This is a genomic window from Sandarakinorhabdus sp. (assembly GCF_040398665.1).
Taxonomy (GTDB): Bacteria; Pseudomonadota; Alphaproteobacteria; order Sphingomonadales; family Sphingomonadaceae; genus Sandarakinorhabdus.
Window position 1 is genome coordinate 44,896 of record NZ_JBBATQ010000007.1, and the last position, 25,997, is coordinate 70,892.

At 65.2% G+C, this 25,997-nt stretch carries 31 protein-coding genes, 2 tRNA genes and 1 riboswitch; of the genes, 12 read left to right on the forward strand and 21 right to left on the reverse strand.

Features of this window, described 5'->3' with window-relative positions; all coding sequences use genetic code 11:
• Positions 1 to 66 precede the first annotated feature (66 nt).
• From nuoF to tkt, 15 genes are all read right to left on the reverse strand, one after another.
• A complete protein-coding gene (gene nuoF / locus ABWP22_RS10275) occupies positions 67 to 1,374 on the reverse strand; it encodes an NADH-quinone oxidoreductase subunit NuoF (protein WP_353199881.1) in 1,308 nt (435 codons plus the stop codon).
• A complete protein-coding gene (locus tag ABWP22_RS10280) occupies positions 1,374 to 1,625 on the reverse strand; it encodes a hypothetical protein (RefSeq protein ID WP_353199882.1) in 252 nt (83 codons plus the stop codon). Before ABWP22_RS10280 ends, nuoF begins: the two co-directional genes overlap by 1 nt.
• A complete protein-coding gene (gene nuoE, locus ABWP22_RS10285) occupies positions 1,618 to 2,217 on the reverse strand; it encodes an NADH-quinone oxidoreductase subunit NuoE (RefSeq protein ID WP_353199883.1) in 600 nt (199 codons plus the stop codon). The genes ABWP22_RS10280 and nuoE overlap by 8 nt, the downstream gene beginning before the upstream one ends.
• Entirely contained in the window at positions 2,214 to 2,546 is a 333-nt protein-coding gene (locus ABWP22_RS10290) for a nuclear transport factor 2 family protein (protein ID WP_353199884.1), read from the reverse strand. Before ABWP22_RS10290 ends, nuoE begins: the two co-directional genes overlap by 4 nt.
• Complete coding sequence (locus ABWP22_RS10295; RefSeq protein WP_353199885.1) at positions 2,543 to 2,722, reverse strand: hypothetical protein; 180 nt, start codon at positions 2,720 to 2,722, stop codon at positions 2,543 to 2,545. The genes ABWP22_RS10290 and ABWP22_RS10295 overlap by 4 nt, the downstream gene beginning before the upstream one ends.
• Positions 2,719 to 3,870, reverse strand: coding sequence for an NADH-quinone oxidoreductase subunit D (locus ABWP22_RS10300; protein ID WP_353200002.1), 1,152 nt, complete (start codon positions 3,868 to 3,870; stop codon positions 2,719 to 2,721). Before ABWP22_RS10300 ends, ABWP22_RS10295 begins: the two co-directional genes overlap by 4 nt.
• Positions 3,871 to 3,959: 89 nt before the next feature.
• Positions 3,960 to 4,562, reverse strand: coding sequence for an NADH-quinone oxidoreductase subunit C (locus tag ABWP22_RS10305; protein WP_353199886.1), 603 nt, complete (start codon positions 4,560 to 4,562; stop codon positions 3,960 to 3,962).
• A gap of 48 nt (positions 4,563 to 4,610) precedes the next feature.
• Entirely contained in the window at positions 4,611 to 5,165 is a 555-nt protein-coding gene (locus tag ABWP22_RS10310; protein WP_353199887.1) for a NuoB/complex I 20 kDa subunit family protein, read from the reverse strand.
• Positions 5,162 to 5,539 carry an NADH-quinone oxidoreductase subunit A gene (gene ndhC, locus ABWP22_RS10315; RefSeq protein ID WP_353199888.1) on the reverse strand — a complete coding sequence of 126 codons (378 nt, stop codon included), beginning with the start codon at positions 5,537 to 5,539 and terminating at the stop codon, positions 5,162 to 5,164. The genes ABWP22_RS10310 and ndhC overlap by 4 nt, the downstream gene beginning before the upstream one ends.
• Before the next feature lie 115 nt (positions 5,540 to 5,654).
• The gene (locus ABWP22_RS10320) at positions 5,655 to 6,452 is read right to left on the reverse strand and encodes an inositol monophosphatase family protein (protein ID WP_353199889.1); all 798 of its coding nucleotides are present in this window, start codon (positions 6,450 to 6,452) and stop codon (positions 5,655 to 5,657) included.
• Between the two features lie 196 nt (positions 6,453 to 6,648).
• A complete protein-coding gene (thiE, locus tag ABWP22_RS10325; RefSeq protein WP_353199890.1) occupies positions 6,649 to 7,332 on the reverse strand; it encodes a thiamine phosphate synthase in 684 nt (227 codons plus the stop codon).
• A gap of 142 nt (positions 7,333 to 7,474) precedes the next feature.
• Positions 7,475 to 8,389, reverse strand: a complete 915-nt coding sequence (locus ABWP22_RS10330) for a class I fructose-bisphosphate aldolase (RefSeq protein ID WP_353199891.1) — start codon at positions 8,387 to 8,389, stop codon at positions 7,475 to 7,477.
• A gap of 17 nt (positions 8,390 to 8,406) precedes the next feature.
• Complete coding sequence (locus ABWP22_RS10335; RefSeq protein ID WP_353199892.1) at positions 8,407 to 9,600, reverse strand: phosphoglycerate kinase; 1,194 nt, start codon at positions 9,598 to 9,600, stop codon at positions 8,407 to 8,409.
• 3 nt (positions 9,601 to 9,603) lie between these two features.
• On the reverse strand, positions 9,604 to 10,611 hold the full coding sequence (gene gap / locus ABWP22_RS10340; protein ID WP_353199893.1) for a type I glyceraldehyde-3-phosphate dehydrogenase: 1,008 nt from the start codon (positions 10,609 to 10,611) through the stop codon (positions 9,604 to 9,606).
• Between the two features lie 32 nt (positions 10,612 to 10,643).
• Positions 10,644 to 12,608: a transketolase gene (gene tkt / locus ABWP22_RS10345; protein ID WP_353199894.1), complete on the reverse strand. Its 1,965-nt coding sequence runs from the start codon at positions 12,606 to 12,608 to the stop codon at positions 10,644 to 10,646.
• 193 nt (positions 12,609 to 12,801) lie between these two features.
• Here tkt and ABWP22_RS10350 point away from each other — a divergent pair, with 193 nt between their 5' ends.
• The 5 genes from ABWP22_RS10350 (at position 12,802) to ABWP22_RS10370 (ending at position 14,845) form a co-directional block, all read left to right on the forward strand.
• The gene (locus ABWP22_RS10350) at positions 12,802 to 13,017 is read left to right on the forward strand and encodes a hypothetical protein (protein WP_353199895.1); all 216 of its coding nucleotides are present in this window, start codon (positions 12,802 to 12,804) and stop codon (positions 13,015 to 13,017) included.
• Between the two features lie 5 nt (positions 13,018 to 13,022).
• On the forward strand, positions 13,023 to 13,301 hold the full coding sequence (locus ABWP22_RS10355) for a cell division protein ZapA (protein ID WP_353199896.1): 279 nt from the start codon (positions 13,023 to 13,025) through the stop codon (positions 13,299 to 13,301).
• 417 nt (positions 13,302 to 13,718) lie between these two features.
• Entirely contained in the window at positions 13,719 to 14,291 is a 573-nt protein-coding gene (locus tag ABWP22_RS10360) for a 5-formyltetrahydrofolate cyclo-ligase (protein ID WP_353199897.1), read from the forward strand.
• Positions 14,292 to 14,300: 9 nt separating this feature from the next.
• The gene (locus ABWP22_RS10365) at positions 14,301 to 14,540 is read left to right on the forward strand and encodes a DUF2842 domain-containing protein (RefSeq protein ID WP_353199898.1); all 240 of its coding nucleotides are present in this window, start codon (positions 14,301 to 14,303) and stop codon (positions 14,538 to 14,540) included.
• Positions 14,537 to 14,845, forward strand: a complete 309-nt coding sequence (locus tag ABWP22_RS10370; RefSeq protein ID WP_353199899.1) for a chorismate mutase — start codon at positions 14,537 to 14,539, stop codon at positions 14,843 to 14,845. Before ABWP22_RS10365 ends, ABWP22_RS10370 begins: the two co-directional genes overlap by 4 nt.
• A 43-nt stretch (positions 14,846 to 14,888) precedes the next feature.
• Here the strand turns inward: ABWP22_RS10370 and ABWP22_RS10375 are convergent.
• Positions 14,889 to 14,965 (reverse strand) — tRNA-Asp (locus ABWP22_RS10375).
• Between the two features lie 98 nt (positions 14,966 to 15,063).
• Between ABWP22_RS10375 and ABWP22_RS10380 the strand changes: the two genes are divergently transcribed.
• A complete protein-coding gene (locus tag ABWP22_RS10380) occupies positions 15,064 to 15,984 on the forward strand; it encodes an acyl-CoA thioesterase (RefSeq protein WP_353199900.1) in 921 nt (306 codons plus the stop codon).
• Between the two features lie 35 nt (positions 15,985 to 16,019).
• On the opposite strand, the gene ABWP22_RS10385 is transcribed toward ABWP22_RS10380, so the two are convergent.
• The 3 genes from ABWP22_RS10385 to ABWP22_RS10395 are packed head-to-tail and all read right to left on the reverse strand — an operon-like array spanning position 16,020 to position 18,531.
• On the reverse strand, positions 16,020 to 16,769 hold the full coding sequence (locus tag ABWP22_RS10385; protein ID WP_353199901.1) for a glycosyltransferase family protein: 750 nt from the start codon (positions 16,767 to 16,769) through the stop codon (positions 16,020 to 16,022).
• On the reverse strand, positions 16,769 to 18,091 hold the full coding sequence (gene dctA / locus ABWP22_RS10390; protein ID WP_353199902.1) for a C4-dicarboxylate transporter DctA: 1,323 nt from the start codon (positions 18,089 to 18,091) through the stop codon (positions 16,769 to 16,771). Before dctA ends, ABWP22_RS10385 begins: the two co-directional genes overlap by 1 nt.
• A 41-nt stretch (positions 18,092 to 18,132) precedes the next feature.
• On the reverse strand, positions 18,133 to 18,531 hold the full coding sequence (locus tag ABWP22_RS10395) for a hypothetical protein (protein WP_353199903.1): 399 nt from the start codon (positions 18,529 to 18,531) through the stop codon (positions 18,133 to 18,135).
• Between the two features lie 116 nt (positions 18,532 to 18,647).
• Between ABWP22_RS10395 and ABWP22_RS10400 the strand changes: the two genes are divergently transcribed.
• The gene (locus ABWP22_RS10400) at positions 18,648 to 19,499 is read left to right on the forward strand and encodes a dienelactone hydrolase family protein (RefSeq protein WP_353199904.1); all 852 of its coding nucleotides are present in this window, start codon (positions 18,648 to 18,650) and stop codon (positions 19,497 to 19,499) included.
• A gap of 97 nt (positions 19,500 to 19,596) precedes the next feature.
• Here the strand turns inward: ABWP22_RS10400 and ABWP22_RS10405 are convergent, their stop codons facing one another.
• A complete protein-coding gene (locus ABWP22_RS10405) occupies positions 19,597 to 20,268 on the reverse strand; it encodes a nitroreductase (protein ID WP_353200003.1) in 672 nt (223 codons plus the stop codon).
• Positions 20,268 to 21,455, reverse strand: a complete 1,188-nt coding sequence (locus tag ABWP22_RS10410; RefSeq protein ID WP_353199905.1) for a BaiN/RdsA family NAD(P)/FAD-dependent oxidoreductase — start codon at positions 21,453 to 21,455, stop codon at positions 20,268 to 20,270. Before ABWP22_RS10410 ends, ABWP22_RS10405 begins: the two co-directional genes overlap by 1 nt.
• Before the next feature lie 53 nt (positions 21,456 to 21,508).
• Here ABWP22_RS10410 and ABWP22_RS10415 point away from each other — a divergent pair, with 53 nt between their 5' ends.
• The 5 genes from ABWP22_RS10415 (at position 21,509) to thiC (ending at position 25,972) form a co-directional block, all read left to right on the forward strand.
• The gene (locus ABWP22_RS10415) at positions 21,509 to 22,702 is read left to right on the forward strand and encodes a M20 metallopeptidase family protein (protein ID WP_353199906.1); all 1,194 of its coding nucleotides are present in this window, start codon (positions 21,509 to 21,511) and stop codon (positions 22,700 to 22,702) included.
• An 88-nt stretch (positions 22,703 to 22,790) separates the two neighbouring features.
• Positions 22,791 to 22,866 (forward strand) — tRNA-Ala (locus tag ABWP22_RS10420).
• Between the two features lie 117 nt (positions 22,867 to 22,983).
• On the forward strand, positions 22,984 to 23,148 hold the full coding sequence (locus ABWP22_RS10425; RefSeq protein WP_353199907.1) for a Thivi_2564 family membrane protein: 165 nt from the start codon (positions 22,984 to 22,986) through the stop codon (positions 23,146 to 23,148).
• A 61-nt stretch (positions 23,149 to 23,209) separates the two neighbouring features.
• On the forward strand, positions 23,210 to 23,950 hold the full coding sequence (locus tag ABWP22_RS10430; RefSeq protein ID WP_353199908.1) for a sterol desaturase family protein: 741 nt from the start codon (positions 23,210 to 23,212) through the stop codon (positions 23,948 to 23,950).
• A 5-nt stretch (positions 23,951 to 23,955) separates the two neighbouring features.
• Positions 23,956 to 24,064, forward strand: a riboswitch (TPP riboswitch).
• A 51-nt stretch (positions 24,065 to 24,115) separates the two neighbouring features.
• Positions 24,116 to 25,972 (forward strand): phosphomethylpyrimidine synthase ThiC, encoded by a 1,857-nt coding sequence (thiC, locus tag ABWP22_RS10435; protein ID WP_353200004.1) that lies wholly within the window; start codon positions 24,116 to 24,118, stop codon positions 25,970 to 25,972.
• The last annotated feature ends 25 nt before the right edge of the window (positions 25,973 to 25,997 follow it).

The window sequence follows — 25,997 nt, forward strand, 5'->3', positions numbered from 1 at the left end:
AGAAACCAAAGCCCCACAGCCAAGACCGTGATAACGGCAGTAACTGCAAGCAGCGGCATTAGGGCATTACTCCGCCGCCACTGCCATCGCCGGCACCTGCACAAACCCCTTGCGCCGCGCAATCCGCGCCTCGATCTCCGGGCGGAAATGCCGGATCAGCCCCTGGATCGGCCAGGCCGCCGCGTCGCCCAACGCGCAGATGGTGTGGCCTTCCACCTGCAGCGTCACATCCAGCAGCATATCGATCTCGTGCGGTTCGGCGTCGCCGGTCACCAGCCGCTCCATCACCCGCCACATCCAGCCGGTGCCTTCGCGGCACGGCGTGCACTGGCCGCAGCTTTCGTGCTTGTAGAAATAACTCAGCCGGGCAATGGCGCGCACGATATCGGTGCTCTTGTCCATCACGATCACCGCAGCAGTACCCAGGCCGGATTTCAGGTCGCGCAGGCCATCGAAATCCATCGGCGCCTCCATGATCTGGTGTGCCGGCACCAGCGGCACCGATGATCCGCCGGGGATCACCGCCAGCAGATTGTCCCACCCACCGCGAATGCCGCCGCAATGCGTGTCGATCAACTCGCGGAACGGCAGGCCCATCGCTTCTTCGACGACGCACGGCCGGTTCACATGGCCGCTGATCTGGAACAGCTTGGTGCCTTCATTCTTCGGGCGGCCGATGCCGGCGAACCAGCTTGGCCCGCGCCGCAGGATGGTCGGCACCACCGCGATGCTCTCGACATTGTTGACCGTCGTCGGGTTGCCATAAAGGCCGGCGCCGGCCGGGAACGGCGGCTTCAGGCGCGGCTGGCCCTTCTTGCCTTCCAGGCTTTCGATCATCGCGGTTTCTTCGCCGCAGATATAGGCGCCGGCGCCGCGGTGCACGATCACGTCGAAATCATAACCGGTGCCGCAGGCGTTCCTGCCGATCAGGCCGGCGGCATAAGCCTCCTGCACGGCGGCCATCAGCACCTTGGCCTCGGCGATATACTCGCCGCGGATATAGATGAAGGCGGCACTGGCGCGCATGGCAAAGCCGGCGATCAGCGCGCCTTCGATCAACTTGTGCGGATCATGGCGGATGATCTCGCGATCCTTGCAACTGCCGGGTTCGCTTTCATCGGCATTCACCACCAGGTAGCTTGGCCGATCCGGGTTCGGCGTCTTGGGCATGAAGCTCCACTTCAAACCCGTGGGGAACCCCGCGCCGCCGCGCCCGCGCAGGCCGCTGGCCTTGATGGCGTCGATCAACCCATCGGGGCCGACGCTCATCAGATCTTTCGTGTCCGCCCAATCACCACGCGTGCGCGCCGCGTCGAGGTTCCACGGCTGGAAGCCGTAGAGATTGGTGAAAATGCGATCCTTGTCAGCCAGCATCAGATTGTTTCCACCAGATCAAGGCGTCGCTCGATGCGATCCAGCCGGCTTTCAACACGGTCCATCCGCTTGTTGATGCCCGCCATGCCGACTTCCACGGTGGCGATCCGCGCCGACATGGACGCCTGACCTTCTTTCAGCACGATCAACCGTGTCTTGAGATCGCCGATATCCAGTTCCAGCTTGTCGAAACGGCCGTTCGACCGGCGAAACTGCTCGCCGATGAAATTCAGAATCTCCTGCTCAGCCATCGGCCAGTTCCCTCAAGCTCGTCGGCCCGCCGTCCGGGCATGACGCCGTGCGGCCGATCTGGCTGCCCGGCGTCGGCGACTCGCCGCGCGCCAGCCTGTCCAGCAAGCTGCGCATCGCATCATAGCTCAGGTCTTCGTAATTGTGATCGTTGATCTGCACCATCGGCGCATTGGCGCAGGCGCCCAGGCACTCGACTTCGGTCAGGGTGAACAGGCCGTCGGGGGTGGTGGCGCCCTTGGCCAGCCCCATGTCCTTGGCTGCGCGGATCAGATCGTCGCTGCCGCGCAGCATGCACGGCGTGGTGCCGCACACCTGAACATGGAAACGACCCACCGGCTTCAGATTGTACATCGTGTAGAAGCTGGCGACTTCGTACACGCGGATATAGGGCAAGCCCACCTCGCGCGCGACGAACTCGATCACCGGCACCGGCAGCCAGGCGATGCCGGTGGAATCGCGCACCTGATATTGTGCCAGCCACAACAAAGGCATCACCGCGCTCGCCCGCCGACCGGCGGGGTACAGGGCGATGATGCGTGCAGCTTCGGTCGCGTTGGCTTCGGTCCAGGTGAAGTCGTTGAAAAGGCTCACCGAATGAACTCCACGCGGCGGCACAGCGCGCCTTCGAAACTGTAGACACTCATCACTTCGAACGGCTCACCGGCTGACGTGCGCCACACCTTCTCGTGCAGCACGGCAAACTCGCCGAGCTCATAGCCGGTGATGATTTCGGCGCGGTTTTCGGGGAACTGGGCAAACATCGCCTTCAGCCCGGACCGCACACCTTCCTTCCCGTCGCGCAGCACGGCGCCGCGATAGCCGGCTTCCACCGCATCATCGGTCATCAGCGCCACATAGGCGTCCGCGTCCTGCGCGTTGTAATGCGCGATCATGGCCGTCGCGATGGCGAGCTTGCTCATGGGTGCCGCCGCCTTGCCGACCAGCGCACGAAGCTTGCCGTCCACAGGGTCGCGCCCGCCGCCACGATCGGCATGCCGGCACCCTCACCCCACAGCAAGGCGGCCGCAAAACCGGCACCGGCAACAACAGCCGCGCCGATTGCCGCCACAGCCCAGAGTTTGGCCTTTTCGTTCAACGGTCCACCTCCCCGAACACGATGTCGAGGCTGCCCAGAATCGCCGGCGCGTCGGCCAGCATATGCCCCTTGCACAGGAAATCCATCGCCTGCAGATGCGCCATGCCGGTGGCCCGCACATGGCAGCGCCACGGCTTGTTGGTGCCATCGGCGACCATGTAGATGCCGAATTCGCCCTTGGGGCTCTCGGTGGCGACATAGGCATCGCCAGCCGGCACGTGCAGGCCCTCGGTGTAGAGTTTGAAATGATGGATCAACGCTTCCATCGATCGCTTCATCTCGCCGCGCGATGGCGGCGCCACCTTGCGGTTGCTGGTGATGTGATCACCAGCCGGCAGATCGCGCAGGCATTGCCGGATGATCTTCACGCTTTCGCGCATTTCCTGCATCCGCACCATGAAGCGCGCATAGCAATCGCCATCGGTGGACACCGGCACATCGAAATCGACCAGATGATAGGCATCATAAGGCTGGCTCTTGCGCAAATCCCACGCAACGCCTGACGCGCGGATGCACGGGCCGGTGAAGCCCCAGGCAATCGCGTCTTCCTTGGAAATGATGCCGATATCGACATTGCGCTGCTTGAAGATGCGATTGTCGGCCACCAGGCCCTGCATCTCGTCCAGCACCTTGAAGAAACCGTCGCACCAATCCGCTATGTCCTGCACCATCCCGTCAGGCAGATCCTGGTGGACGCCGCCGGGCCGGAACCACGCGGCGTGGAAGCGTGCGCCCGACACACGCTCGTAAAACTGCATCAGTTTCTCGCGTTCCTCGAACAGCCACAGGATCGGCGTCATCGCGCCCACATCCATCGCATGCGCGGTGGTGTTCAGGATGTGATTGAGAATGCGCGTGATTTCGGCAAACATCGTGCGCAGATATTTGGCGCGCAGCGGCACCTCGATGCCCGCCAGCTTCTCGATGGCCAGCACATAGCTATGCTCCATGCACATCGGCGACACATAATCGAGGCGGTCCATATAGGGCAGCGCCTGCAGATAGGTCTTGTACTCGATCAGTTTCTCGGTGCCGCGGTGCAGCAGACCGATGTGCGGATCGCAGCGTTCGATGATCTCGCCATCCAGCTCCATCACCAGCCGCAGCACGCCATGCGCTGCCGGGTGCTGCGGGCCGAAATTGATCATGTAATTCTGGATGTCGTTGCCGTCCTTGGCGGGCAGCACATCAATGGTGTCATCCGCCGTCCACGCGGCGCCGGCGGAACCGAGACTGCTCATTTGCCACTCGCCTTCTCATCGCCCGGCAGCACATAATCCGTGCCTTCCCAGGGGCTGAGGAAATCAAAGCTGCGGAAATCCTGCGCCAGCCGCACCGGTTCATACACCACGCGCTTGTGCTCTTCCGACCAGCGCAGCTCGACATGGCCGGTCAGCGGGAAATCCTTGCGGAACGGATGGCCTTCAAAGCCATAGTCGGTGAGGATACGCCGCATGTCGGGATTGCCGGCGAACATCACGCCATAACAATCCCAGGTCTCGCGCTCATACCAGCCGGCGTTGGGATAGAGCCCGGTCAGCGACGGCACCGGCGCCGTGCCATCGGTGCTGCACTTCACCCGCAACCGCAGATTGTGCGCCATCGACAGCAGATGCACCACCACCTCGAAGCGTTCGACGCGATCCGGATAGTCGGCGGCACAGATGTCGATCAACTGGTTCAGCTTCAGATCCGGCGCGTCGCGCAGGGCCTTGACCGCATCCACCAGCGCATCGCGCTGCACCACCACGGTCGTTTCGCCGACATGGGTTTCGCAGGCGACCAGCGCTGGCCCAAGCAGCGCGCCGAGCCGCGCCGCCAGGCCATCATGGCTGGCCATCACCGGCCAACTGTGCCGGCCCAATTCAGGAGCAACAATACCCATCGCTCAACGCTCGAACACGCCGACGCGGCGGATCTTCCGCTGCAGGGCGAGAATGCCATAGAGCAGCGCCTCGGCGGTTGGCGGGCAGCCCGGCACATAGATATCGACCGGCACGATGCGATCACAGCCGCGCACCACCGAATAGCTGTAATGATAATAGCCGCCGCCATTGGCGCAGCTGCCCATGGAAATCACATAGCGCGGCTCGGCCATCTGGTCATACACGCGGCGCAGTGCCGGCGCCATCTTGTTGCACAATGTGCCGGCGACGATCATCACGTCCGATTGACGCGGCGACGCACGCGGCGCGACGCCGAACCGCTCCAGATCATAACGCGGCATGTTGGCGTGCATCATCTCGACCGCGCAGCAGGCCAGGCCAAAGGTCATCCACCACATCGAACCGGTGCGCGCCCAATGGAACAGATCTTCGGTGGAGGTGACCAGAAAGCCCTTTTCGGCGACTTCGGCCGACACATCGCCCAGGAACGCATCGCGGTTGCCTTCGGGAAGCGCGATGGCCCCACCGGGTACAAGCAGCTCCTTGCTGTCGCTCATTCCCACTCCAACGCTCCCACTTTCCAGGCGTAAACCAGCCCGATGGCCAATTCGCCCAGGAACTCCATCATCGCCCACCAGGCCGATTCGCCGCCCCAGTGCAGGCTGACCGCCCAGGGAAACAGGAACGCCGCCTCCAGATCGAAGACGATGAACAGGATGGCGACCAGATAGAATTGCACGTCGAACTTGGTGCGTGCGTCGGAAAAGGCCGGAAAGCCGCTTTCATACTCCGACAATTTCACCGCTTCCGGCTTCGCCGTGCCGATCAGCGCCGAAACGGCGATGGGCGCACTGACGAAGATCAACGCGAAGGCGATGCCAACCACGAAGAACAGCAGAACCGGAAGATATTGTGACGCAATGGCCGACATGGCCGATAACCTATCTGTTGCAGTGCGTGGGTGTTAGCCGCCCTGCCCGGCCCCCGCAACCCGCACAAATCCCGCACCGCAACATTTTGCGAGGTTTGCGGATGTGACAGCGCGCTCAACGCAATGCGCCGGCCACCAATTTGTGCAGTTTCGATTGGATATTGGCATTGCCCGCCACGATCTCCGCGCGGCTGACCATGTCCTGCTGCCCACGGAAATCGCTGACAAACCCGCCGGCTTCGCGCACCAGCAGCATGCCGGCCGCAATGTCCCAATGCGACAAGCCGGTTTCCCAGAAGCCATCGAAGCGCCCCGCCGCCACCCAGGCCAGATCGAGCGCCGCCGCGCCAAAGCGGCGCACGCCGGCCACTTCCGGGATCACCGCGTTCAGAATCGCGCTGAACTGCGGCCGGTCGCCGTGGCCCTGATAGGGAATCCCGGTGGCGATCAGGCAATCGTTCATCTCGCGCCGGCCCGACACGCGCAGCCGCCGATCCGAAAGCCAGGCGCCGCGGCCCTTTTCCGCCCAGAAGCTTTCGCCGGTCAGCGGCTGGTGCACCAGGCCGGCGGTCACCTCGCCATCGATTTCGGCGGCGATGCTGATGGCGAAATGCGGGATGCCGTGCAGGAAATTGCTGGTGCCATCCAGCGGATCGACGATCCAGCGGCAGCGGTCATCCTCGCCCTTGATCGTCCCGCCTTCCTCCAGCAACAGCCCCCAATCGGGGCGGGCATGGCGCAGGATTTCCACCACTGTCTCCTCGGCGGCGCGATCGGCGTTGGACACGAAATCCGCCGGCCCCTTGCGGCTGACCTGCAACGCATCGACCTCACCGAAATCCCGCCGCAACTTGGGCGCCGCCTTGCGCGCGGCCTTTTCCATGACGGTGATCAGCGATGAATGGGCAACCATGGGATATCCTTCGGCCCGAAGGGCGCGCGTGGGGGGAACAGCGGGTGGAAAGAGCGGAGCGCGGCCTTAGCGGATGGGGCGGGCGGGGGCAAGACAGACCCACCCCCAGCCCCTCCCGCGAGCGGGCGGGGAGTAGAAAGAGCAAGAGCAAAACGACTCCCCTCCCGCTTGCGGGAGGGGCTGGGGGTGGGAAAACCTACCAGCCCAGCACCTCGCCAAACGCCGCCACACCCGCGCCCGGTCCGCCTTCATGATCCCACACCGCGCGCACTACGGCGATGAAATCCGCCCCGGCATCGACCAACGGCGCGGCATTGTGCGGGAAGATCCCGCCGATGGCGACGCACGGCAACTGCGAAAGCGTTGTCCACCAGCCGAGGATTTCGGGCTGCGGACGATAATGGCTGGGTTTGGTCGTGGTGTCGTAAAACGCGCCGAACGCCACATAATCGGCGCCGTCCTCGCCGGCTTCCATGGCGAGGTGCCGGCTGTCGTGGCAGGTGCGGCCGATCTGCGCTTCGCGCCCCAACAGCGCGCGGGCTTCGGCGATACTGCCATCGCCCTGCCCCAGATGCACGCCGTCCGCCCCGGCCTGCTTGGCCAGATCGGCGCGGTCATTGAGGATGAAGGCCACGTCCGCGGCCTGGCAGATGGGCAGCAACGCCGCACAGGCGCGCAGGATCATATCGTCACCCACGTCCTTCAACCGCAACTGGAACGCCGCCACCGGCCCGGCATCCAGCGCAGTCCGCAAGGCCTCACCGAACGCCGGAATTTCGATCCGCGGCGGCGAGACCACATAGAGTTGGCACGCCGGCCGCAGTTCGCGGTCGAAACGCTCGGCGAAGTCCTCCGGCAGTGGGATCAGGTCGTCGGTCATGGGGCGGCCTTAGCGGTGTATGGGCTCGCATGCCAGCGGGCGCGATGTTCGACTGCCAATCCAACAAGGAACAAGTCATGCTGGCCTGCGCCAGCATGACGGGGCTCCTTGGGGAAGCGCTGCGCCCATCAAACCCCTGGAGTCACCCCTTGCCCAGATAGATGTCCACGATCCGGTCCAGCATCGCCAGCGCCTCGGCGCGCGGGCGCTGGAAAGTGTTGCGGCCGATGATGCTGCCGTTGCCGCCGCCATCGCGGATGGCCAGCGCATCGTCATACACCGCGTCCGCGCCCTTGGTGGCGCCGCCGGAAAACACCACCAGGCGGCGGCCGTTCAGGCAGGATTTCACCACATGCGACACCCGTGAAGACAGCGCGCTGAAATCATGGCCTTCATAGGCCTTCTTCGCATCCTTCTGCTCGATATGCGCGGTCGGCAGCTTCACCTTGATGATGTGTGCGCCCAGCAGCGCCGCCATGTGCGCGGCATAGGCCCCGACATCCAGCGCCAGCTCACCGTCCTTGGTCAGCGTGCCGCCACGCGGATAGCTCCACAGCACGGTGGCCAGGCCCACCGACTTGGCTTCGGCGGCCAGTTCGCGGAATTCCTCCATCATGTCGAACACGTCATCGGCGCCCGGATAGATGGTGAAGCCGATCGCCGAGCAGCCCAGCCGCAGCGCATCATCGACCCCGCCGGTCACGGCCTGGTTGATGCCGGTGGCCCAGCTGTTGCTGCTGTTGACCTTCAGGATGGTCGGGATCTGCCCGGCGAACGTGTCCGCCCCGGCCTCCAGCATGCCCAGCGGCGCGGCATAGGCCGACAGGCCGGCATCGATGGCGAGCTGATAATGGTAATGCGGATCATAGGCGTCCGGATTGGGCGCAAAGCTGCGCGCCGGGCCATGTTCAAAGCCCTGATCGACCGGCAGGATCACCAGCTTGCCGGTGCCACCGAGGCGACCCTGCAACAGGATGCGCGCCAGATTGGCCTTGGTGCCGGGATTGTCGCTCTCGTAATTGGCAAGGATTGCCTTGACGGTTGGTGTGATCGACATGGTCTACCCCTTTTATGTTAAGCTGAAAGCGCCGCGACGCCCGGAAGCTCCTTGCCTTCCATCCATTCCAGGAAGGCACCGCCAGCGGTCGAAATGAAGCTGAAATCCTGCGTCACACCGGCATGGGCCAGCGCTGCCACCGTGTCACCGCCGCCGGCCACGGTCAGCAATGTGCCGGCCTGGGTGAGCGCGGCGGCTGTGCGCGCCAGGGCGACGGTCGCGGCATCGAACGGCGCGATCTCAAAGGCACCCATCGGGCCATTCCACACGCACGTCGCGCAAATCTTCAGCGCATCGCCCAGCGCCTCGACCGCGGCCGGGCCGATATCGAGGATCATGTCATCGGCGGCAATATCGTGGATATTGGCGATGCGATGGTCGGCATGCGCCTTGAATTCGCGCGCGACCACAACATCATAGGGCAGATGGATGGTGCACCCCGATGCCTCGGCCCGCGCCATGATATCAAGCGCCGTCGCCTTCAGATCATGCTCGCACAGCGATTTGCCGACATCCAGCCCGCGCGCCGCCAGGAACGTGTTGGCCATGCCGCCGCCGATCATCAGATGATCGACCTTGCCAACCAGATTGAGCAGCACGTCGATCTTGCTGGAGACTTTCGCACCGCCGACCACCGCCGCCACCGGGCGCTTGGGTGCACCCAACGCCGCGGTCAGCGCCTTGAGTTCGGCCTCCATCGTGCGACCGGCAAACGCCGGCAGCGCGCGCGCCAGGCCTTCGGTGCTGGCATGGGCGCGGTGGGCGGCCGAAAACGCGTCGTTGACATAATAGTCACCGAGCGCCGCCAGCGCAGCCACGAACGCCGGATCATTGGCTTCCTCGCCGGCGTGAAAGCGGGTGTTCTCCAGCACGGCAACGTCGCCGTCCGCCATTGCCGCCACGCCGGCCGCCGCCACATCGCCAACGCAATCATCGATCAATGCGACCGGCCGGCCGAGCGCACCGGCCAGCGCCGCTGCCACCGGGCGCAGGCTGTTCTTGCCATCCCGCCCCTTCGGCCGGCCGAAGTGCGACAGCACCAGCACCTTCGCGCCGGCATCGGCGAGCGCCGCGATCGTCGGGACCGCCGCGCGCAACCGGGTGGCATCGCCAACCACACCATCCGCCATCGGCACGTTCAGATCGACGCGCACCAGCACGCGCTTGCCGGCCAGCGCCGGCATGTCATCGATGGAGCGAAAACCAGCCATGGCTCAGAGGAACTTGCCCATCGCCACGGCGGTATCGGCCATGCGGTTGGAGAAGCCCCATTCATTGTCATACCAGCTGAGCACCCGCACCAGATTGCCGCCGATCACCGCGGTTTCCAGGCTATCCACGGTCGAAGACGCCGGGCTGTGGTTGAAATCGATCGACACCAGGGGTTCAACGGCAAAATCCAGCACGCCCTTCAGTTCGCCGGCCGCAGCAGCGGCCAGCGCGGCATTGACTTCGTCCTTCGTGGTGGCGCGCGCGCTTTCGAAGGTCAGATCGACCACCGAGACATTCGGCGTCGGCACCCGGATCGCCGAACCATCCAGCTTGCCCTTCAACTGCGGCAGCACTTCGCCCACCGCGCGCGCCGCGCCCGTGGTGGTGGGAATCATCGACAGCGCCGCCGCGCGCGCCCGGCGCGGATCGTCGTGGATCTGGTCGAGGATCTTCTGATCGTTGGTATAGGCGTGCACCGTCGTCATCAGGCCCTTGACGATGCCGAATTCGCGATCGAGCACCATGGCCACCGGCGCCAGGCAGTTGGTGGTGCACGATGCGTTGGACACGATATTGTGATCGGCCGTCAACTTGTCGTGGTTGACGCCATAAACCACCGTCAGATCGACATTCTTGCCCGGCGCCGAGATCAGCACCTTCTTCGCGCCGGCGGTGATGTGCGCGCCAGCCTTGGCGGCATCGGTGAAGAACCCGGTGCATTCCAGCGCGATATCGACGCCCATGGCAGCGTGCGGCAGCTTGGCCGGATCACGCTCGGCGGTGACGGCGATGCGCTGGCCGTTCACGACGATGGCATCGCCATCCACGCTCACCGTGCCGGGAAACTTGCCGTGCACGCTGTCGCGCGCCAGCAGACGGGCGTTGGCTTCGGGCGAGGCCAGATCGTTGATCGCCACCACGACGATATCGGTGCGGCCCGATTCGACGATGGCGCGCAGCACATTGCGACCGATCCGCCCGAACCCGTTGATTGCCACTTTCAGCGCCATGTGCGTCGTCCTTCTTGCGTTTGCGGCCCGGTTCAGCGGGCCAGTTTGCTCTTGATCTGCGCGGCGATGGCCGGCGCGGTGATGCCGAATTCGGCGTAAAGTTGCTCGGCCGGTGCCGACGCACCGAAATGATCCAGCCCGATGGTGATGCCGCCATCGCCGACATAACGATGCCAGCCCATGGTGACGCCGGCCTCCACCGAAACCTTCAATACGTTGGCCGGCAGCACATCGGCGCGATAATCGGCGTCAGCCTCGTCAAATCGCTCCCAGCACGGCATCGACACCACGTCCGCACCGATGCCGTCGGCCTCCAGCAGGGCGGCGGTGTCCATCGCCACGCCGACTTCCGATCCGGTGGCGATCAGCACCACCGCGCGCGGTGCCGTCGCCGTCTTCAACCGATAGGCGCCCAGCGCCGTCTTGTTCGTGGCGATGTCATCGCGCACCGGCATCAAATTCTGCCGCGACAGCGCCAGCACGCTGGGCCGCGTCGGGTCAGCCAGCGCACAGGCCCAGGCTTCGGCGGTTTCGATGGCGTCGCAGGGCCGGTACACCGCCAGATTGGGAATGGCGCGCAACGACAGCAGATGTTCCACCGGCTGGTGCGTCGGGCCATCTTCGCCCAAGCCGATGCTGTCATGGGTCAACACATGCACGACCCGCGCCTGCTGGATCGCACCCAGCCGGATGGCATTGCGCATGTAATCGCTGAACACCAGGAAGGTGCCGCCGAACGGGACCACGCCGCCATGCAGCGCCATGCCATTCATCGCGGCGGCCATGCCGAATTCGCGGATGCCATAATGGATATAGCGCCCGGCATAATCGGCAGCGCTGAACACCGCCTGGCCCTTGGCCCGCGTGTTGTTCGATCCGGTCAGATCGGCCGAGCCGCCGAGCAGTTCGGGCAGCGCCGGCACCAGCACGTCCAGCGCCATTTCGCTGGCCTTGCGGCTGGCGACCTTGGGTGGGTTGGCGGCAAGGCCGGCCATGTAATCGTGCAGCACAGCACTTGCCGGCAAATCACCAGCCATGCGCTGGGTGAAGGCCGCGCCATGGGCATCGGCCGCCAGCCGGGCTTCCCAGGCGGCGCGCGCGGCCGCACCGGCGGCGCCCAGGCCTTCCCACCACGCCTTGATGTCGGCCGGGATCTCGAACGGGCCATGGGTCCAGCCCAGCGCCGCCTTGGCGCCTTCGATTTCCTTGGCGCCCAGCGCGCTGCCGTGCACGCCGCTGGTGCCGGCCTTGGTGGGCGCGCCCTTGCCGATGGTGGTGCGCGCCGCGATCAGGCTGGGGCGCGGATCGGCTGCTGCCGCCGAAAGAGCGCGGTCGATATCGGCAAAATCATGACCATCGCAGGCCACGACATGCCAGCCGGCCGCGGTGAAGCGCGCCGCCATGTCCTCGCTGCTCGACAGACTGACCGGGCCATCGATGCTGATGCGATTGTCGTCCCAGATCACGTTCAGCCGGCCCAACTTCAGGTGCCCGGCCAGGCTGATGGCTTCCTGCGAAATGCCTTCCATCAGGCAACCGTCGCCGGCGACCACCCAGGTGCGGTGATCGACAAGCGCATCGCCAAAGCCCGCGTTCAGGTGGCGCTCGGCAATGGCCATGCCCACCGCCATCGCCAGCCCCTGCCCCAACGGCCCGGTGGTGCATTCCACCCCTTCCAGCTCGGTATTTTCGGGGTGGCCGGCGCAAGGGGAATGCAACTGGCGGAAATTGCGGATGTCATCCAGCGTCGGGCGTTCATAACCGGTCAGATACAGCAGCGCATAGATCAGCATCGAGCCATGGCCGGCCGACAGCACGAAGCGATCGCGATCCGGCCATTTCGGCGCGGCCGGATCATATTTCAGATGTTTTGCAAACAACATCGTGGCGACATCGGCCATGCCCATCGGCATGCCGGGGTGGCCGGAATTGGCCGCTTCCACGGCATCCATGGCCAGCGCCCGGATGGCATTTGCAGCGCGGGAAAGATCGGTCATTGCGGCCGTTCCTGATGCCCGGCAACACGATCCAAAGCAAAAGGACGGCGCACCGGTAGAGATTCAACAAACACGACGCGGGCTTTGGCCGATGCGCCAAGCTCACGTCAAGTTTTTGCATGCTCTCCGCGAAACTTAGGGCGGATTTGCGGCAAGCAGGCGGCTTGACCGCGGCTGAGACCCCGCCTTATCAATGACGCTCAAGATATTGATCAACCGAAGGACGCCAACGATTTCCGAGCTGGAGCAACTGATCGCCCGCGCCGAGACGGCCCTGTCAGCCATCGCGGCACGCCGCGTCGCCGAAACCGCCGCGCGCGCGGCTGATCAGGCGCGGCTGGCCCGCATCGAGGCGGCAGCGGCCGACGCGGTGGCGGCGCTGGATGTTCTGCTGGCGGCGAAGGGCTGAGGCACATGGCACAAGTGGCCATCACCGTGGGCGGTCACCAGTATCGCATCGCGGCACGCGACGGCGATGAACCGCGTGTCGAACGGCTGGGCGCGGAACTGGCGGCGCGCGCGGCGCGGCTGACCAAGGCGCTGGGGGTCATGTCGGAAGCGCAGACGCTGGTGATGGTGGCGCTGATGCTCGCCGATGAACTCGCCGATGCGCGCAATGGCGCCACGCCGGCGCCTGATCTGGCGCGGTTGGCGCGTATTGTGGAGCAGTTGGAGGCACTCAGCCAGGCCTGACGTGCCTTGCCGGAGCGCAGCGCCCAAATTCGACGGCAGGCACCCGCACGGCCGTGGATTACTGGCATGCGCCAGTATGACGGCCTGCGCCAGCATGACTGGTTGCTTGGGGTTAATGGGGCTCCTTACCTGCAATCACCCGTCATGCTGGCGCAGGCCAGCATCCATCGTGCCACAAGGACACAAGCATCACCCTTGAGAACCGGCCACCAAGCGCCTATGTTGGTCGGTGGCGGGCACTGCCCGGTACGCGCAAGCAAGCATCCCTGAGGCGATAATCATCCTATCGGGGGCTGGCACTGGATGGACCCTGGTCTGTCACACCTGGCTCCCACCTGACGTTACTGGCGTCAGAGGATCTTCAAGTCCAACGGCCCATGGTGGTCCCGCCAACCCCCTCCAATGGAATCATCCGGCGTGAACAAGACCGACCTGCGCCGCCACTACCGCTCCGCCCGCCGCGCCCATGTCGCCAGCCTGAGCAAGGCGGCGCGCGAGGCCGAGGAGCGCGCGCTGGCCAGCCACATGGCCCCGCTGCTCCCCGGCATCACCATGGCCGGCAGCTATGCCGCCGTCGGCGACGAGATCGACCCGATGTGGATCGAGCGGCTGCTGGGCCCGCACGCCTTCCCGCGCGTCATAGGGCCAGACATCAGCTTCCACATTGCCGCCTGGGCCGACATGAAGCCCGGGTTCCAGGGCATCCCCGAACCGGCCGCCACTGCACCGCGCGTCGAACCCGATCTGGTGCTGGTGCCGCTGGTGGCGGTCACGCTGGCCGGGGTGCGGCTCGGCCAGGGCCGCGGCTATTATGATCGGGCGCTCAGCCTCTTGCGCACCAATGCCGCCCGCGCCGGCAAGCCGCTGCTCGCGGTCGGCCTCGCCTGGGAATGCCAGATTGCGCCGGCCCTGCCGGCCGACGCCTGGGACATGCCGCTGGACATGGTCGCGACACCGGCGCGGCTGGTGGATTGCCGCAAAGGCCGGTAAACGGCGCTCATGCAACTCGCCCCGCACCGCATCCCGCCCGAACCAAGCTGGCGCAAACCGGTCGGCATGTTCGGCATGATCCTCTACATCGCCGTCTATGCGCTGATCATCTCGGTGCTGTCCGACCAGATCACGGGCTTGCCGCAACTGGTGCAGGCGGCTTTCTATCTGGTCGCCGGCATTGCCTGGGTGGCGCCGTTGAAGCCGCTGTTCCTGTGGATGAACACCGGCCGCTGGCGGGTGAAATGAACCTGCGGCCCGCCAGCGAGTGCCTCACAATGCAAGATGTGCGCGCCGGTGTGGATGCGCTCGATCTGGAACTGGTTGCGCTGCTCGCCCGCCGTTTCACCTATATGGACGCGGCCGCCCGCATCAAGGCCAGGCGCGAGTCCGTGCGCGACGAAGCCCGCAAGGCCCAGGTGATCGCCAACGCCAGCGCAGCGGCCACCGCAGCCGGCCTGCCGGCGGGCCTGGCCGAAACCCTGTGGGAAACGCTTGTCGAAGCCTCGATCGCCCATGAACTGGGTAAATGGGACGCGTCGCACAAGGACTGAAGGGGCGTTCCACAGCGGCGGCGGGCAAGACCACTGAAACCAGTGGCGCGAGTGACGGGGCTCGAACCCGCGACCTTCGGCGTGACAGGCCGACGCTCTAACCAACTGAGCTACACCCGCTTGCGCTGTGGAAGCGCGGCAATATGGGGGGGCCGCCCCGGTGTCAAGCAGCTTGTGTCGCCATATTGCCCGCAGCGTCAGTTGGGTTATGGGAACCCATGGACACGAACGCCGCACCCCACACCCCCAACCCTGAAACCGCCGTCGCCAGCCTGCTGGCGCTGCTGCAACTGGAGGAGGTCGAAACCGATCTGTTCCGCGGCCAATCCACCAACGAAGGCTGGATGCGCGTCTATGGCGGCCAGGTGGTTGCACAGGCGCTGATGGCGGCCAGCCGCACGGTGCCTGATGGGCGGCTGTGCCACAGCCTGCACAGCTATTTCATCCGGCCCGGCGATCCGGCCCTGCCCATCGTCTACAAGGTGGAGCGTGACCGCGACGGCGCCGGCTTCACCACGCGGCGCATCATCGCCATCCAGAAAGGCCGGCCGATCTTCAACATGGCGGCCAGTTTCCAGGTGATGGAACAGGGCCTGGAACATGATGTCGCGCCGCCATCGGACGTGCCGCACCCCGACACGCTGGAAAGCGGTGCGGAATGGGCGCGCCGCAACGCGCCCAATGCACCCGAACCGTGGAAGACCCTGTGGTTGAACCGGGATCGGCCACTGGATGTGCGCAGCGAAGACCAGGGCGATCTCGAAGGCTTCTTCAACCCCGAACGCCGCCCGCCGCAACAGCGCCACTGGGTGCGCCTGGCCGCGCCGATGCCCGCCGAGGCCGCCGCCGATCCGGTGCTGCAACGCTGCCTGTTCGCCTATGCCAGCGACATGACGCTGCTCGATACCTGCCTCAACCCGCACGGCATCAGTTGGGCCAACCCGACGCTGCAATCGGCCAGCCTGGATCACGCCATCTGGTTCAACGCGACGCCCGACATGAATGATTGGCACTTGTTCGATCAGGATTCGCCGATGGCCGCCAGCGGCCGCGGCATCAACCGCGCCATCGTTCACGATATCCATGGCCGCCCGGTGGCCTGCGTGATGCAGGAGGGGCTGATCCGGGTGCGGGGTTAGGGAGCTTTGTCGCCTCAATCCCCGCGCAATCGGCCCTACCGGATATTCCCGCCCGCCTTGATCAGATCGCCGCTGAACAAATGGCTGCCCACATGCCCCAGCTTGACGAACGGCTGCGCATGCACCTGCCCGCCATGCCGCCGCCACAGCGCACAGAAATGATAATCCTCTGAAAGCAGCGCCCCCGTCTCGTCGATGCTGGTGGCAAAAAATTCATGCGTCAGTGGCCGCAGATAGTCGCCCGTCGCGCCATCGCGGATCGTGGAGGTGCGATATTGCGGCACGTGCGGCGCGAGCGCCTCGAACACGCGGCGGTTGATCAGCATGAAACCGGTGCCGCCGTGACGCACCTCGATCAGGCCGCGCGCATCCGGGCGGGCGTCACCTTCATCCAGCAGATTGAACACGAAGCTGCCGCCGAAATCCTGCAAGCCTGCCTCGCCCGCTGCCGCTGCCCGCTCGATGCGCGGCCAATCGATTTCCTTCTTCGGCGCGATGCCGCACACGATATCCACGCCGGCGGCCAGCAGCGTCGGTACCGCCTCGCCATCGAACACCATATCGGCATCGATGAACATCAAATGGCTGTAATCACTGGCCAGGAACAGCCGCACCAGCTCGTTTCGCGCCCGGGTGATCAGGCTTTCGTTGGAAAGCTGGTGCCAATAGAGTGGAATGCCGCGCCCGTGCATGCTGGCCACCGTCTGCAACAGGCCGTGCACATAGGGCGCCGAGCACAGGCCGCCATACATCGGCGTGGCGATCATCACGCTCGCGCCGGGCATCAATCCACATCCTGCTCCGCCACCAGCGGCGGAAGGGCATCGCCGAAGTTGCGGTCGCGGAACACGGCGGCGAACTGCGCTTCATCGATGCCGCCTTCCCAGCGCGCCACCACCACGCAGGCCACGGCATTGCCGATGAAGTTGGTGAGCGCCCGGCATTCCGACATGAAGCGATCGATGCCCAGGATCAGCGCCATGCCCGCCACCGGCACCGACGGCACCACGGACAGCGTGGCGGCCAGCGTGATGAAGCCCGCGCCGGTGACGCCGGCCGCGCCCTTGGACGAGATCATGGCAACGGCCAGCAGCGCCAATTGTTCGGACAGCGCCAGGTCGATCCCGCAGGCCTGCGCGATGAACAGTGCCGCCAGCGTCATGTAGATGTTGGTGCCATCCAGGTTGAAACTATACCCGGTGGGCACCACCAGGCCGACCACGGCCTTGGGGCAGCCGGCACGCTCCATCCGTGCCATCAGGCCGGGCAGCGCGCTTTCGGAACTGGAGGTGCCGAGCACCAGCAGCAATTCGGTCTTGAGATACGCCAGCAGCGTGAAGATCGAGAAGCCCGCGGCGCGCGCAATCGCGCCCAGCACGAGACACACGAACAGGATCGCCGTGCCATAGAAACAGGCGATCAGCAGCGCCAGATTGGCAATCGCCCCCAGCCCGAACTTGCCGATGGTGAAGGCAAAGGCGCCGAACGCACCGATCGGCGCCAGCGCCATGAACAGCGCGGTCAGGCGGAACAGGCCGGTCTGGAACGCCGCCAGGACGCTCATCAACGGCTGCGCGGGCGCGCCGACGATGGCCAGCGCCGTGCCCAGGCTGATCGCCAGGAACAGCACCTGCAGCATATTGCCTTCCGAAAAGGGCGACAGGATCGAGGAAGGGATTATGTCCAGCAGGAACGGGACCAGACCGCCCTCCCCGGCCTTGGCCACGTAGGTCGCCACCGCGCCCGAATCGAGCGCGGCCACGTCGACATCCAGGCCATCGCCCGGCCGCACGACATTGGCGACGATCAGCCCGATGATCAGCGCCAGCGTGGATACCGCGAGGAAATAGGCAAAGGCCTTGCCAGCCACGCGCCCGACCCGCCCCATGTCGCGCATGTGGGCAATGCCGGTGACGATGGTGACAAACACCAGCGGCGCGACGACCAGCTTGACCAGCTTGATGAAGCCATCGCCCAATGGCTTGAGCGCGACACCCGCATCAGGTGCTTGCCAGCCGATCAGGCCGCCCACCACGATGGCGGCCAGAACCTGCGCATAAAGCTGGCGCCAGATCGGCTTCGGAATTTGTGTGACGGCGTCCCCCATCCGCCTTCCTTACCGGGCAGGCTGCGCCGTGGCCAGACCGCTCAACGCGGCGCAAATCGATCGGCGGCAAGATTGGCCGTGATGGTGCGTTCAAGATCGGCAACCTCGTCCATCAGGCGCTTGTGGCTGCGCGCGGCTTCGGCATGGGCGGCGCGCAGCCTGGCATGGCGGGCGGCAACAGCGGGCGAGATATCGCCCTCGGCACCGCGCTGGTGATCGCGCAATTCGCTGCCGTGGCGATCAAAGCTTGTATCGTGCCGGCGCAAGGCCGCCACCACCGCTTCCAGCCGGCGCGCCGCCGCCATGTGCTGCGCATTCCAGCGGGCGTGATCGTCGATCCAGCCGCGGTGCTCGGCGATGCGGGCGGTTTCGGCTGGCGTCGCCGGCTGGGAGGCCGGCACGGCCGCTGCAAGCAAAAGCGAGAGGGCGTAGATCGACATGCAGCGACTCCGGGACGCAGGAAAACATTGCATCCTTGTAATGTTGATTTCGCCACTGGCAAGCAAATGGCAAGCCTCTATCCTTGGCGACATCAACGCAGCCAGGGACACGCCGCATGGTCACGCTCACCCGCCCCGACAGTTTCGCGCCTGAAGATCTGGCCTTGTCGCGCCGCGCCATGCTGCTCGCGGCCGGCTATGCCGCCTTCGATATCGGCGCCAACGCGCAGCCGATTTCCACGCCCGCCGATGGCCTGGTGACGGGCTGGGAAACCCTGCCCGGCGGCCTGCCGGCGTTCGTGGCGCGGCCTGCTGGCAAGGGCCGGCACAAGACCGTGATCGTGGTGAACGAAGTGTTCGGCGTGCACGAATGGATCAAGGATGTGGCGCGGCGCTTTGCCAGGGCCGGCTATGTCGCCATCGCGCCGGAATTCTTCTTCCGCGGCGATCCCGACAAGACGCTGGGCACGTTGAAGGAATTCCCGGCGATCCTCGCCATCGTCAACAAGGCCGGCAATGAACAGGTGATGGGCGACGTGAAGACGACGCTGGATTGGGCGGCGGCGCAAAGCTTCGTCGATGCCAAGAAATTCGCCATCACCGGCTTCTGCTGGGGCGGCGCCGTCACCTGGATGGCGGCCGCACGCTTCCCGCAACTGAAGGCCGGCGGCGCCTGGTACGGCCGCATCAAGGGCGCGCCGGGCGCGGAAAACCGCAAATGGCCGCTGGAAATCGCTGGCGAGTTGAAGGCGCCGGTGCTGGGCCTCTATGGTGCGCTCGACAAGGGCATCCCTGTGGCGGACGTGGCGGAAATGCAGGCCGCGCTGAAGGGCACGAAGAGCGACATCATCCTCTATCCCAACGCCGATCACGGTTTTCTGGCGGACTATCGCCCGAGCTACAATGCCGAGGCCGGCACGGATGCATGGGCGAAGTTGCTGGCGCATTTCAAGGCGAACGGAGTCTGACAAGTAGATAGCCAAGCCCCGTGTCGAGCACGGGGTGACGAGTAAAGTGACCGTCACCCCGTGCTCGACACGGGGCTTGGCTTTCCTGCTTTCTTCCTCAAAATCCCACGAACCGCGCCGCCTCATCGACGCTCTTGCGCTCCGAAACCACCGCGTTCGCCGGAAAATCCTCGTCCGGCCAACCGATGGCAATCGCCTTCATGATCACCTGATCGTCGGCGATGCCGGCATGTTCGCGCACCACGGGGGATTGCATGATGCCCTGGCTGTTGATCACCGCGCCCAGGCCGCGTGACCAGGCGGCGTTGACGAGGGCGGTCGAAACCGCGCCGCAATCGAACGGCGTGTCATCACTGCCATTGAGCACGCGATCATAGGTGATGATCACGCAGACCGGCGCATCGAACTGGCGGAAGCCGCGCAGCACCCAATCCATCCGCGCCGGCGCATCATCGCGGGCAATGCCCATGGCACTGAACAATTGCTTGGCGACGCCGATCTGGCGCTCGCGGTGGACGCCTTCGAATGCCGTGCCGGTGCGGAATTCGCGGCTGTGGGGGATGCCGGCCATGTTGCGCTCCGTATTGCCGGCGCGAATGCGATCCAGCGGTTCGCCGGTCACCACGGTGAAATTCCACGGCTGGGTGTTCATCGAGGATGGCGCGCGCATCGCCAGCGTCAAGATCTCCTCGATCAGCGCGCGCGGCACCGGATCGGGTTTGAACCCACGCGTGCTGCGCCGGCCCAGCACCACTTCATCGAATGTCATCATGTCCCCGCCCTCTCCGCAATCGCCACGCCCGCCGCATGGCCGCTGGCCCAGGCCCATTGAAAATTATAGCCGCCCAGCCAACCGGTGACGTCCACCGCTTCACCGATGGCGTAAAGCCCCTCAATGTGACTGGCCATCATCGTGCGCGACGACAACCCGGCGGTGTCGATGCCGCCCGCCGTCACTTCGGCCTTGGCAAAGCCTTCGGTGCCATCGGGGCGGAACGCCCAGGCCTTCAACCGCTGCATGGCGGCGGTGAGTGCGGCGTCCTTCTGGTTTGCCATCTCCCCCGGCAGCGCCACGGCGTCTGCAAGGGCTTCGGCAAGACGTTCCGGCAGGCTACTTGCAAGAATGGATTTCAGCCCCGCCTTGGGCCGCTGGCGCTTCATCGTGCCCAGCCAGTCGGCCGGCGCATCGGGCAGGAAATCCACCGAAATCGCTTCGCCATGCCGCCAGTAACTCGACGCCTGCAACATCGCCGGGCCGGACAGGCCGCGATGGGTGAACAACGCCGCCTCGCGGAAGGCAGTCTTGCCGGCTTTCGCCACCACGGTCGCCGCCACGCCGGCAAGCTCGCGGAACAGGCTTTCACCCCCCGGCAGCGTGAACGGCACCAGCGCCGGGCGCGGCGGAATGATGCGCAGGCCGAATTGCTTGCCGAGGCTGTAGGCAAAGCCGGTCGCGCCCAGCTTGGGGATGGCCGGGCCACCGGTGGCGATCACCAGATGGGGCGCGGTGAAGCGGCCTTCACTGGTGATGACGGTGAACTGCCCATCGGCGTGGGCCACATCGCTGATCGCCTGGCCAAAGGCGAAATCCACCCGGCCGGCGGCGCATTCATCCATCAGCAGCGCCACGATCTGCCGCGCCGATCCATCGCAGAACAATTGCCCCAGCGTCTTTTCATGGAAAGCGATGCCATGTTTGCGCACCAGATCGACAAAGTCCGCCGGCGTATAGCGCGACAGCGCCGATCGCGCGAAATGCCGGTTTTCGCTCAAGTATCGATCCGGCGCGGCGCCGATATTGGTGAAGTTGCAGCGCCCGCCGCCCGATATCAGGATCTTCTTGCCCGGCTCGACATTGTGATCGATCACCACCACCCGCGCGCCGGCCTGCCCGGCGGTGGCCGCACAGAAAAGCCCCGCGCCACCAGCGCCCAGGATGATCGCATCATGCTGCATGGTGCGGGCGTAGCGGCTGGCGGCGCCCAAGGGAAGGCGCTACCTTGGCCGCCATGACCATAGATTGGCCCGCTCTCGCCCATACCGCCCTGCCCGCCATGGTCGCGCTGCGCCGCGCCGTGCATGCCGAACCGGAACTCGGCCTGCACAATCCGCGCACCGCCGAGAAAATCATGGATGCGCTCAAGGGACTGCCCCTGGAGATCCGCTCCGGGCCATCGACCAGCGGTATCATCGCCACCCTGCGCGGTCCCGCCAATGGCCGCACCGTGCTGCTGCGCGGCGATACCGATGCGCTGCCGATGCCGGAAGAAACCGGCCTGGATTTCGCCAGCGCCATCCCCGGCGCCATGCACGCCTGCGGCCATGATGCGCATGTGGCGATGCTGGCCGGCGCGGCGCGCATGCTGTGCGAGCGGCGCGACACGCTGGCCGGCACGGTGATGTTCATGTTCCAGCCCGGCGAGGAAGGCCATCACGGCGCGCGTTACATGCTGGACGATGGCCTGATTGCGCCCCTTCCCGATGCGGCCTTTGCGCTGCACATCATGCCCAATGCGCCTTGGGGCGTGGTGGCGGGGCGCACCGGCGCGTTGCTGGCCAGCAGCGACAAATTGCGCATCATCATCACCGGGCGCGGCGGCCACGCCTCCATGCCGCACGATGCCATCGATCCGGTGCCGATTGCCTGCGAAATCGCGCTGGCGCTGCAAACCTTCGTCACCCGCCGCATCAGCGTGTTCGATCCCGCCGTGATCACCATCGGCCAGATCAGCGCCGGCTCCACCGACAATGTCATTCCCGAAACCGCCCAGATGTTTGGCACGATGCGCACATTGTCCGCCGCCACGCGCCACGCGCTGCACAGCGGCGTGCCGCCACTGGTGCAAGGCATTGCCGCGGCCCACGGCGCCAGCGCCACCGTGGAAATCGTCTCCGGCTTTCCGGTCACCGTCTGCGATGGCCACGCCGTCGCGCTTGGCCAGCGTGTCACCACCGATCTGTTCGGCGCAGAAGCTTGGGCTACGCTGGCCCACCCGATCATGGGCGCCGAAGATTTCGCCTATGTGCTTGAAAAAACCCCCGGTGCCATGTTCTTCCTGGGGGTTGCCGAACAGGGCAGTGACTGGCGCGGCTGTTGCGGCCTGCACAGCAGCCACATGCATCTGGATGAAAGCGCCATGGCCCGCGGCGCGGCGCTGCATGCCGCCCTGGCAGAGCGGTTTCTGGCCGAAGGCTTTGCCTGAAATCCGGGGCTGAACGCGCCTGTTGCAAAGCCCGCACCACGCGCTATACGGACCGCCTCCCGCGCAGCGGGACGCCATGAACCGGTGCGGGGCAGTAGCTCAGATGGGAGAGCGCAGCAATCGCACTGCTGAGGTCAGGGGTTCGATCCCCCTCTGCTCCACCACCGGTCTGGCCGCTTCCATCCGCATTTCGATCATCGCGCTTCGGCGACAGGCCCCGGAACCAACTGGCGCACCGGGCGTTTTCGGTCTGCACTCCTTTTCGGGGCAGGGACCAAAACATGCTGATCTCCACAATTATCACCCTGATCGTCGTTGGCGTCCTGCTCTGGCTGGTCAACAACAAGCTGCCCATGGACGGCACCATCAAGACCATCATCAACGTGGTGGTGATCATTGCCGTCGTGCTGTGGCTGTTGCGCAGCTTCGGTGTCGTGAACCTGTAACGCGCGGGGCGCGACGCACTGCCGCTTGGCGCTCTCCGCCGAGGGCGCTACACCGCGTCGCGTGATTGCCACCTTCCTCTTCGCCATCGTCTCAATGACCCTGATCATTGCCGTGCGCTATCTGGCCGTGTCGGGCGGCTTTGCCTGGCTGACCCGCGCGCGCGGCGTGGTCGCCGGCCCGGCCGATCCGGCGCGGCGCGGCGCCCAGGTGCGCAATGAAGTGCGCTGGTCGCTGATCTCCGCGGCCATCTATGCCGTCCCGGCCGGCCTCGCCATCGAAGCCTGGCGCTCGCTGGGCTGGACTCAGTTGATGACCAGCATCGGCAGCCCGCTGCAAGCTGCGTGGCTGCCGCTGTCCATCCTCGTCTATCTGTTCGCCCACGACAGCTGGTTTTACTGGACCCACCGCTGGATGCACCAGCCCAAGCTGTTCAAGGCTGCGCACGCCGTCCACCACGCCAGCCGGCCACCGACGGCCTGGGCCGCAATGAGCTTTCACCCGTGGGAGGCGATGTCCGGCGCCATCCTGATCCCGGCGCTGTTGTTCATCATCCCCATCCATATCGGCGCGCTGGGCGTGGTGATGCTGATCGCCACCATCATGGGTGTCACCAACCACATGGGCTGGGAAATATTCCCGAAATCCTGGGTGAACGGCTGGTTCGGCCGCCACATGATCTCGGCGAGCCACCATGAAGCCCATCACCGCCACTACACCTGCAACTATGGCCTGTATTTCCGCTTCTGGGACAAGCTCTGCGGCACCGATCGCGGCCTTGCCAATTGGGCAGGGCAGGCATAACGTCCAGCCATTCCCCGGGGAGCCAGCGCGACTGGCTGAGAGTGGGCGTTTGCGCCCTGACCCGCTGAACCTGATCCGGTTGACACCGGCGGAGGGAGGGACGTGCGGGGCGAACTGGCCCCTGCCCGCGCCATCCCGTCCGAATTGCGGATGAAGGAAAAGCGCATGGCCGATATCAACAGCAAGCTGGAAGTGCCTGTCACCACGGGGCCGCTGCCCGGCAGCCGCAAGATCCACGTGGCCGGCACGCTGTTCCCCGATATCCGCGTCGCCATGCGTGAAGTGGTGCTGGAACCATCCGCCAACGAACCGCCGGTGCGCATCTATGACACGTCCGGCCCCTACACCGACACATCCGCCACCATCGACATCGCCGCCGGCCTGCCGCCCTTGCGCACCGCCTGGATCGAAGCGCGCGGCGATTGCGAACGCTATCCCGGCCGCGAGGTGAAGCCGGAGGACAATGGCATTTTCGGCGGCAAGAAACAGCCGGACACGCCCGAATTCCCGCACGTCAACAAGATGCCCTGGCGCGCGAAGAATTTTGGTTCGGGGGCGAGCGCCGCCGTCACCCAGATCGCCTATGCCCGCCGCGGCATCATCACGCCGGAAATGGAATATGTCGCCATCCGCGAAAACATCGGCCGCGCCCAGCGCGAAGGCCTGATCCGCGACGGTGAGGATTTCGGCGCCGAAATCCCCGATTATGTCACGCCGGAATTCGTGCGCAGCGAAATCGCCCGCGGCCGCGCCATCATCCCCAGCAACATCAACCACCCCGAAGCCGAGCCGATGGCCATCGGCCGCAATTTCCTGGTGAAGATCAACGCCAATATCGGCAACTCGGCCGTCGCCTCCTCCATCGCCGAGGAAGTCGAAAAGATGGTGTGGGCCACCCGCTGGGGCGCGGACAATGTCATGGACCTGTCAACGGGCCGCAACATCCACAACACCCGCGAATGGATCCTGCGCAACAGCCCCGTCCCCATCGGCACCGTCCCCATCTATCAGGCGCTGGAAAAGGTTGGCGGCATCGCCGAGGACCTGAATTGGGAAGTGTACCGCGACACGCTGATCGAGCAGGCCGAACAGGGCGTCGATTATTTCACCATCCACGCCGGCGTGCGCCTGGCCTATGTGCCGATGACCGCCAACCGCGTCACCGGCATCGTCAGCCGCGGCGGCTCGATCCTCGCCAAATGGTGCCTCAGCCACCACAAGGAAAATTTCCTCTACACGCACTTCGAGGAAATCTGCGAGATCATGCGCGCCTATGACGTGTCGTTCAGCCTCGGCGACGGCCTGCGCCCCGGCTCCATCGCCGACGCCAATGATCGCGCGCAATTCGCCGAACTCGAAACCCTGGGCGAACTCACCCAGATCGCCTGGAAGCACGACTGCCAGGTGATGATCGAAGGCCCCGGCCACGTGCCGATGCACAAGATCAAGGTCAACATGACCAAGCAGCTCGAAACCTGCGGCGAAGCCCCGTTCTACACACTCGGGCCGCTGACCACCGATATCGCGCCCGGATACGACCATATCACCAGCGGCATCGGCGCCGCGATGATCGGCTGGTTCGGCTGCGCCATGCTCTGCTACGTCACGCCCAAGGAACATCTCGGCCTGCCGGACCGTGACGATGTGAAGGTCGGCGTCATCACCTACAAACTCGCCGCCCACGCCGCTGACTTGGCCAAAGGCCACCCCGCCGCGCAACTGCGTGACGACGCGCTGAGCCGCGCGAGGTTCGATTTCCGCTGGCGCGACCAGTTCAACCTGTCGCTCGATCCCGAAACCGCGCTGAAATATCACGACGAAACCCTGCCGGCGGAAGGCGCGAAAGTGGCGCATTTCTGCTCGATGTGCGGGCCGAAATTCTGCTCGATGAAAATCACGCAGGACGTGCGCGATTACGCGGCGAAGCAGAACACCGACGCGATGCTGGAAGCCGGCATGGCGGAAAAAAGCGCCGAGTTCCGCGCCAAGGGCGGGGAGATTTATCTGCCAGCGGCGGAGTGATCCGCCGCTTGCCGATTATATCGAA

Bases quoted from the DNA above. Each gene is read 5' to 3' on its own strand.
- nuoF (WP_353199881.1), bottom strand. From the start codon at position 1,374: ATGCTGGCTGACAAGGATCGCATTTTCACCAATCTCTACGGCTTCCAG.
- ABWP22_RS10280 (WP_353199882.1), bottom strand. From the start codon at position 1,625: ATGGCTGAGCAGGAGATTCTGAATTTCATCGGCGAGCAGTTTCGCCGG.
- ABWP22_RS10290 (WP_353199884.1), bottom strand. From the start codon at position 2,546: ATGAGCAAGCTCGCCATCGCGACGGCCATGATCGCGCATTACAACGCG.
- ABWP22_RS10300 (WP_353200002.1), bottom strand. From the start codon at position 3,870: ATGATCAATTTCGGCCCGCAGCACCCGGCAGCGCATGGCGTGCTGCGG.
- ABWP22_RS10305 (WP_353199886.1), bottom strand. From the start codon at position 4,562: ATGGCCAGCCATGATGGCCTGGCGGCGCGGCTCGGCGCGCTGCTTGGG.
- ABWP22_RS10310 (WP_353199887.1), bottom strand. From the start codon at position 5,165: ATGAGCGACAGCAAGGAGCTGCTTGTACCCGGTGGGGCCATCGCGCTT.
- ndhC (WP_353199888.1), bottom strand. From the start codon at position 5,539: ATGTCGGCCATTGCGTCACAATATCTTCCGGTTCTGCTGTTCTTCGTG.
- ABWP22_RS10320 (WP_353199889.1), bottom strand. From the start codon at position 6,452: ATGGTTGCCCATTCATCGCTGATCACCGTCATGGAAAAGGCCGCGCGC.
- thiE (WP_353199890.1), bottom strand. From the start codon at position 7,332: ATGACCGACGACCTGATCCCACTGCCGGAGGACTTCGCCGAGCGTTTC.
- ABWP22_RS10330 (WP_353199891.1), bottom strand. From the start codon at position 8,389: ATGTCGATCACACCAACCGTCAAGGCAATCCTTGCCAATTACGAGAGC.
- ABWP22_RS10335 (WP_353199892.1), bottom strand. From the start codon at position 9,600: ATGGCTGGTTTTCGCTCCATCGATGACATGCCGGCGCTGGCCGGCAAG.
- gap (WP_353199893.1), bottom strand. From the start codon at position 10,611: ATGGCGCTGAAAGTGGCAATCAACGGGTTCGGGCGGATCGGTCGCAAT.
- tkt (WP_353199894.1), bottom strand. From the start codon at position 12,608: ATGACCGATCTTTCCCGCGCTGCAAATGCCATCCGGGCGCTGGCCATG.
- ABWP22_RS10350 (WP_353199895.1), top strand. From the start codon at position 12,802: ATGACGCTCAAGATATTGATCAACCGAAGGACGCCAACGATTTCCGAG.
- ABWP22_RS10355 (WP_353199896.1), top strand. From the start codon at position 13,023: ATGGCACAAGTGGCCATCACCGTGGGCGGTCACCAGTATCGCATCGCG.
- ABWP22_RS10365 (WP_353199898.1), top strand. From the start codon at position 14,301: ATGCAACTCGCCCCGCACCGCATCCCGCCCGAACCAAGCTGGCGCAAA.
- ABWP22_RS10370 (WP_353199899.1), top strand. From the start codon at position 14,537: ATGAACCTGCGGCCCGCCAGCGAGTGCCTCACAATGCAAGATGTGCGC.
- ABWP22_RS10380 (WP_353199900.1), top strand. From the start codon at position 15,064: ATGGACACGAACGCCGCACCCCACACCCCCAACCCTGAAACCGCCGTC.
- ABWP22_RS10385 (WP_353199901.1), bottom strand. From the start codon at position 16,769: ATGCCCGGCGCGAGCGTGATGATCGCCACGCCGATGTATGGCGGCCTG.
- dctA (WP_353199902.1), bottom strand. From the start codon at position 18,091: ATGGGGGACGCCGTCACACAAATTCCGAAGCCGATCTGGCGCCAGCTT.
- ABWP22_RS10395 (WP_353199903.1), bottom strand. From the start codon at position 18,531: ATGTCGATCTACGCCCTCTCGCTTTTGCTTGCAGCGGCCGTGCCGGCC.
- ABWP22_RS10400 (WP_353199904.1), top strand. From the start codon at position 18,648: ATGGTCACGCTCACCCGCCCCGACAGTTTCGCGCCTGAAGATCTGGCC.
- ABWP22_RS10405 (WP_353200003.1), bottom strand. From the start codon at position 20,268: ATGACATTCGATGAAGTGGTGCTGGGCCGGCGCAGCACGCGTGGGTTC.
- ABWP22_RS10410 (WP_353199905.1), bottom strand. From the start codon at position 21,455: ATGCAGCATGATGCGATCATCCTGGGCGCTGGTGGCGCGGGGCTTTTC.
- ABWP22_RS10415 (WP_353199906.1), top strand. From the start codon at position 21,509: ATGACCATAGATTGGCCCGCTCTCGCCCATACCGCCCTGCCCGCCATG.
- ABWP22_RS10425 (WP_353199907.1), top strand. From the start codon at position 22,984: ATGCTGATCTCCACAATTATCACCCTGATCGTCGTTGGCGTCCTGCTC.
- thiC (WP_353200004.1), top strand. From the start codon at position 24,116: ATGGCCGATATCAACAGCAAGCTGGAAGTGCCTGTCACCACGGGGCCG.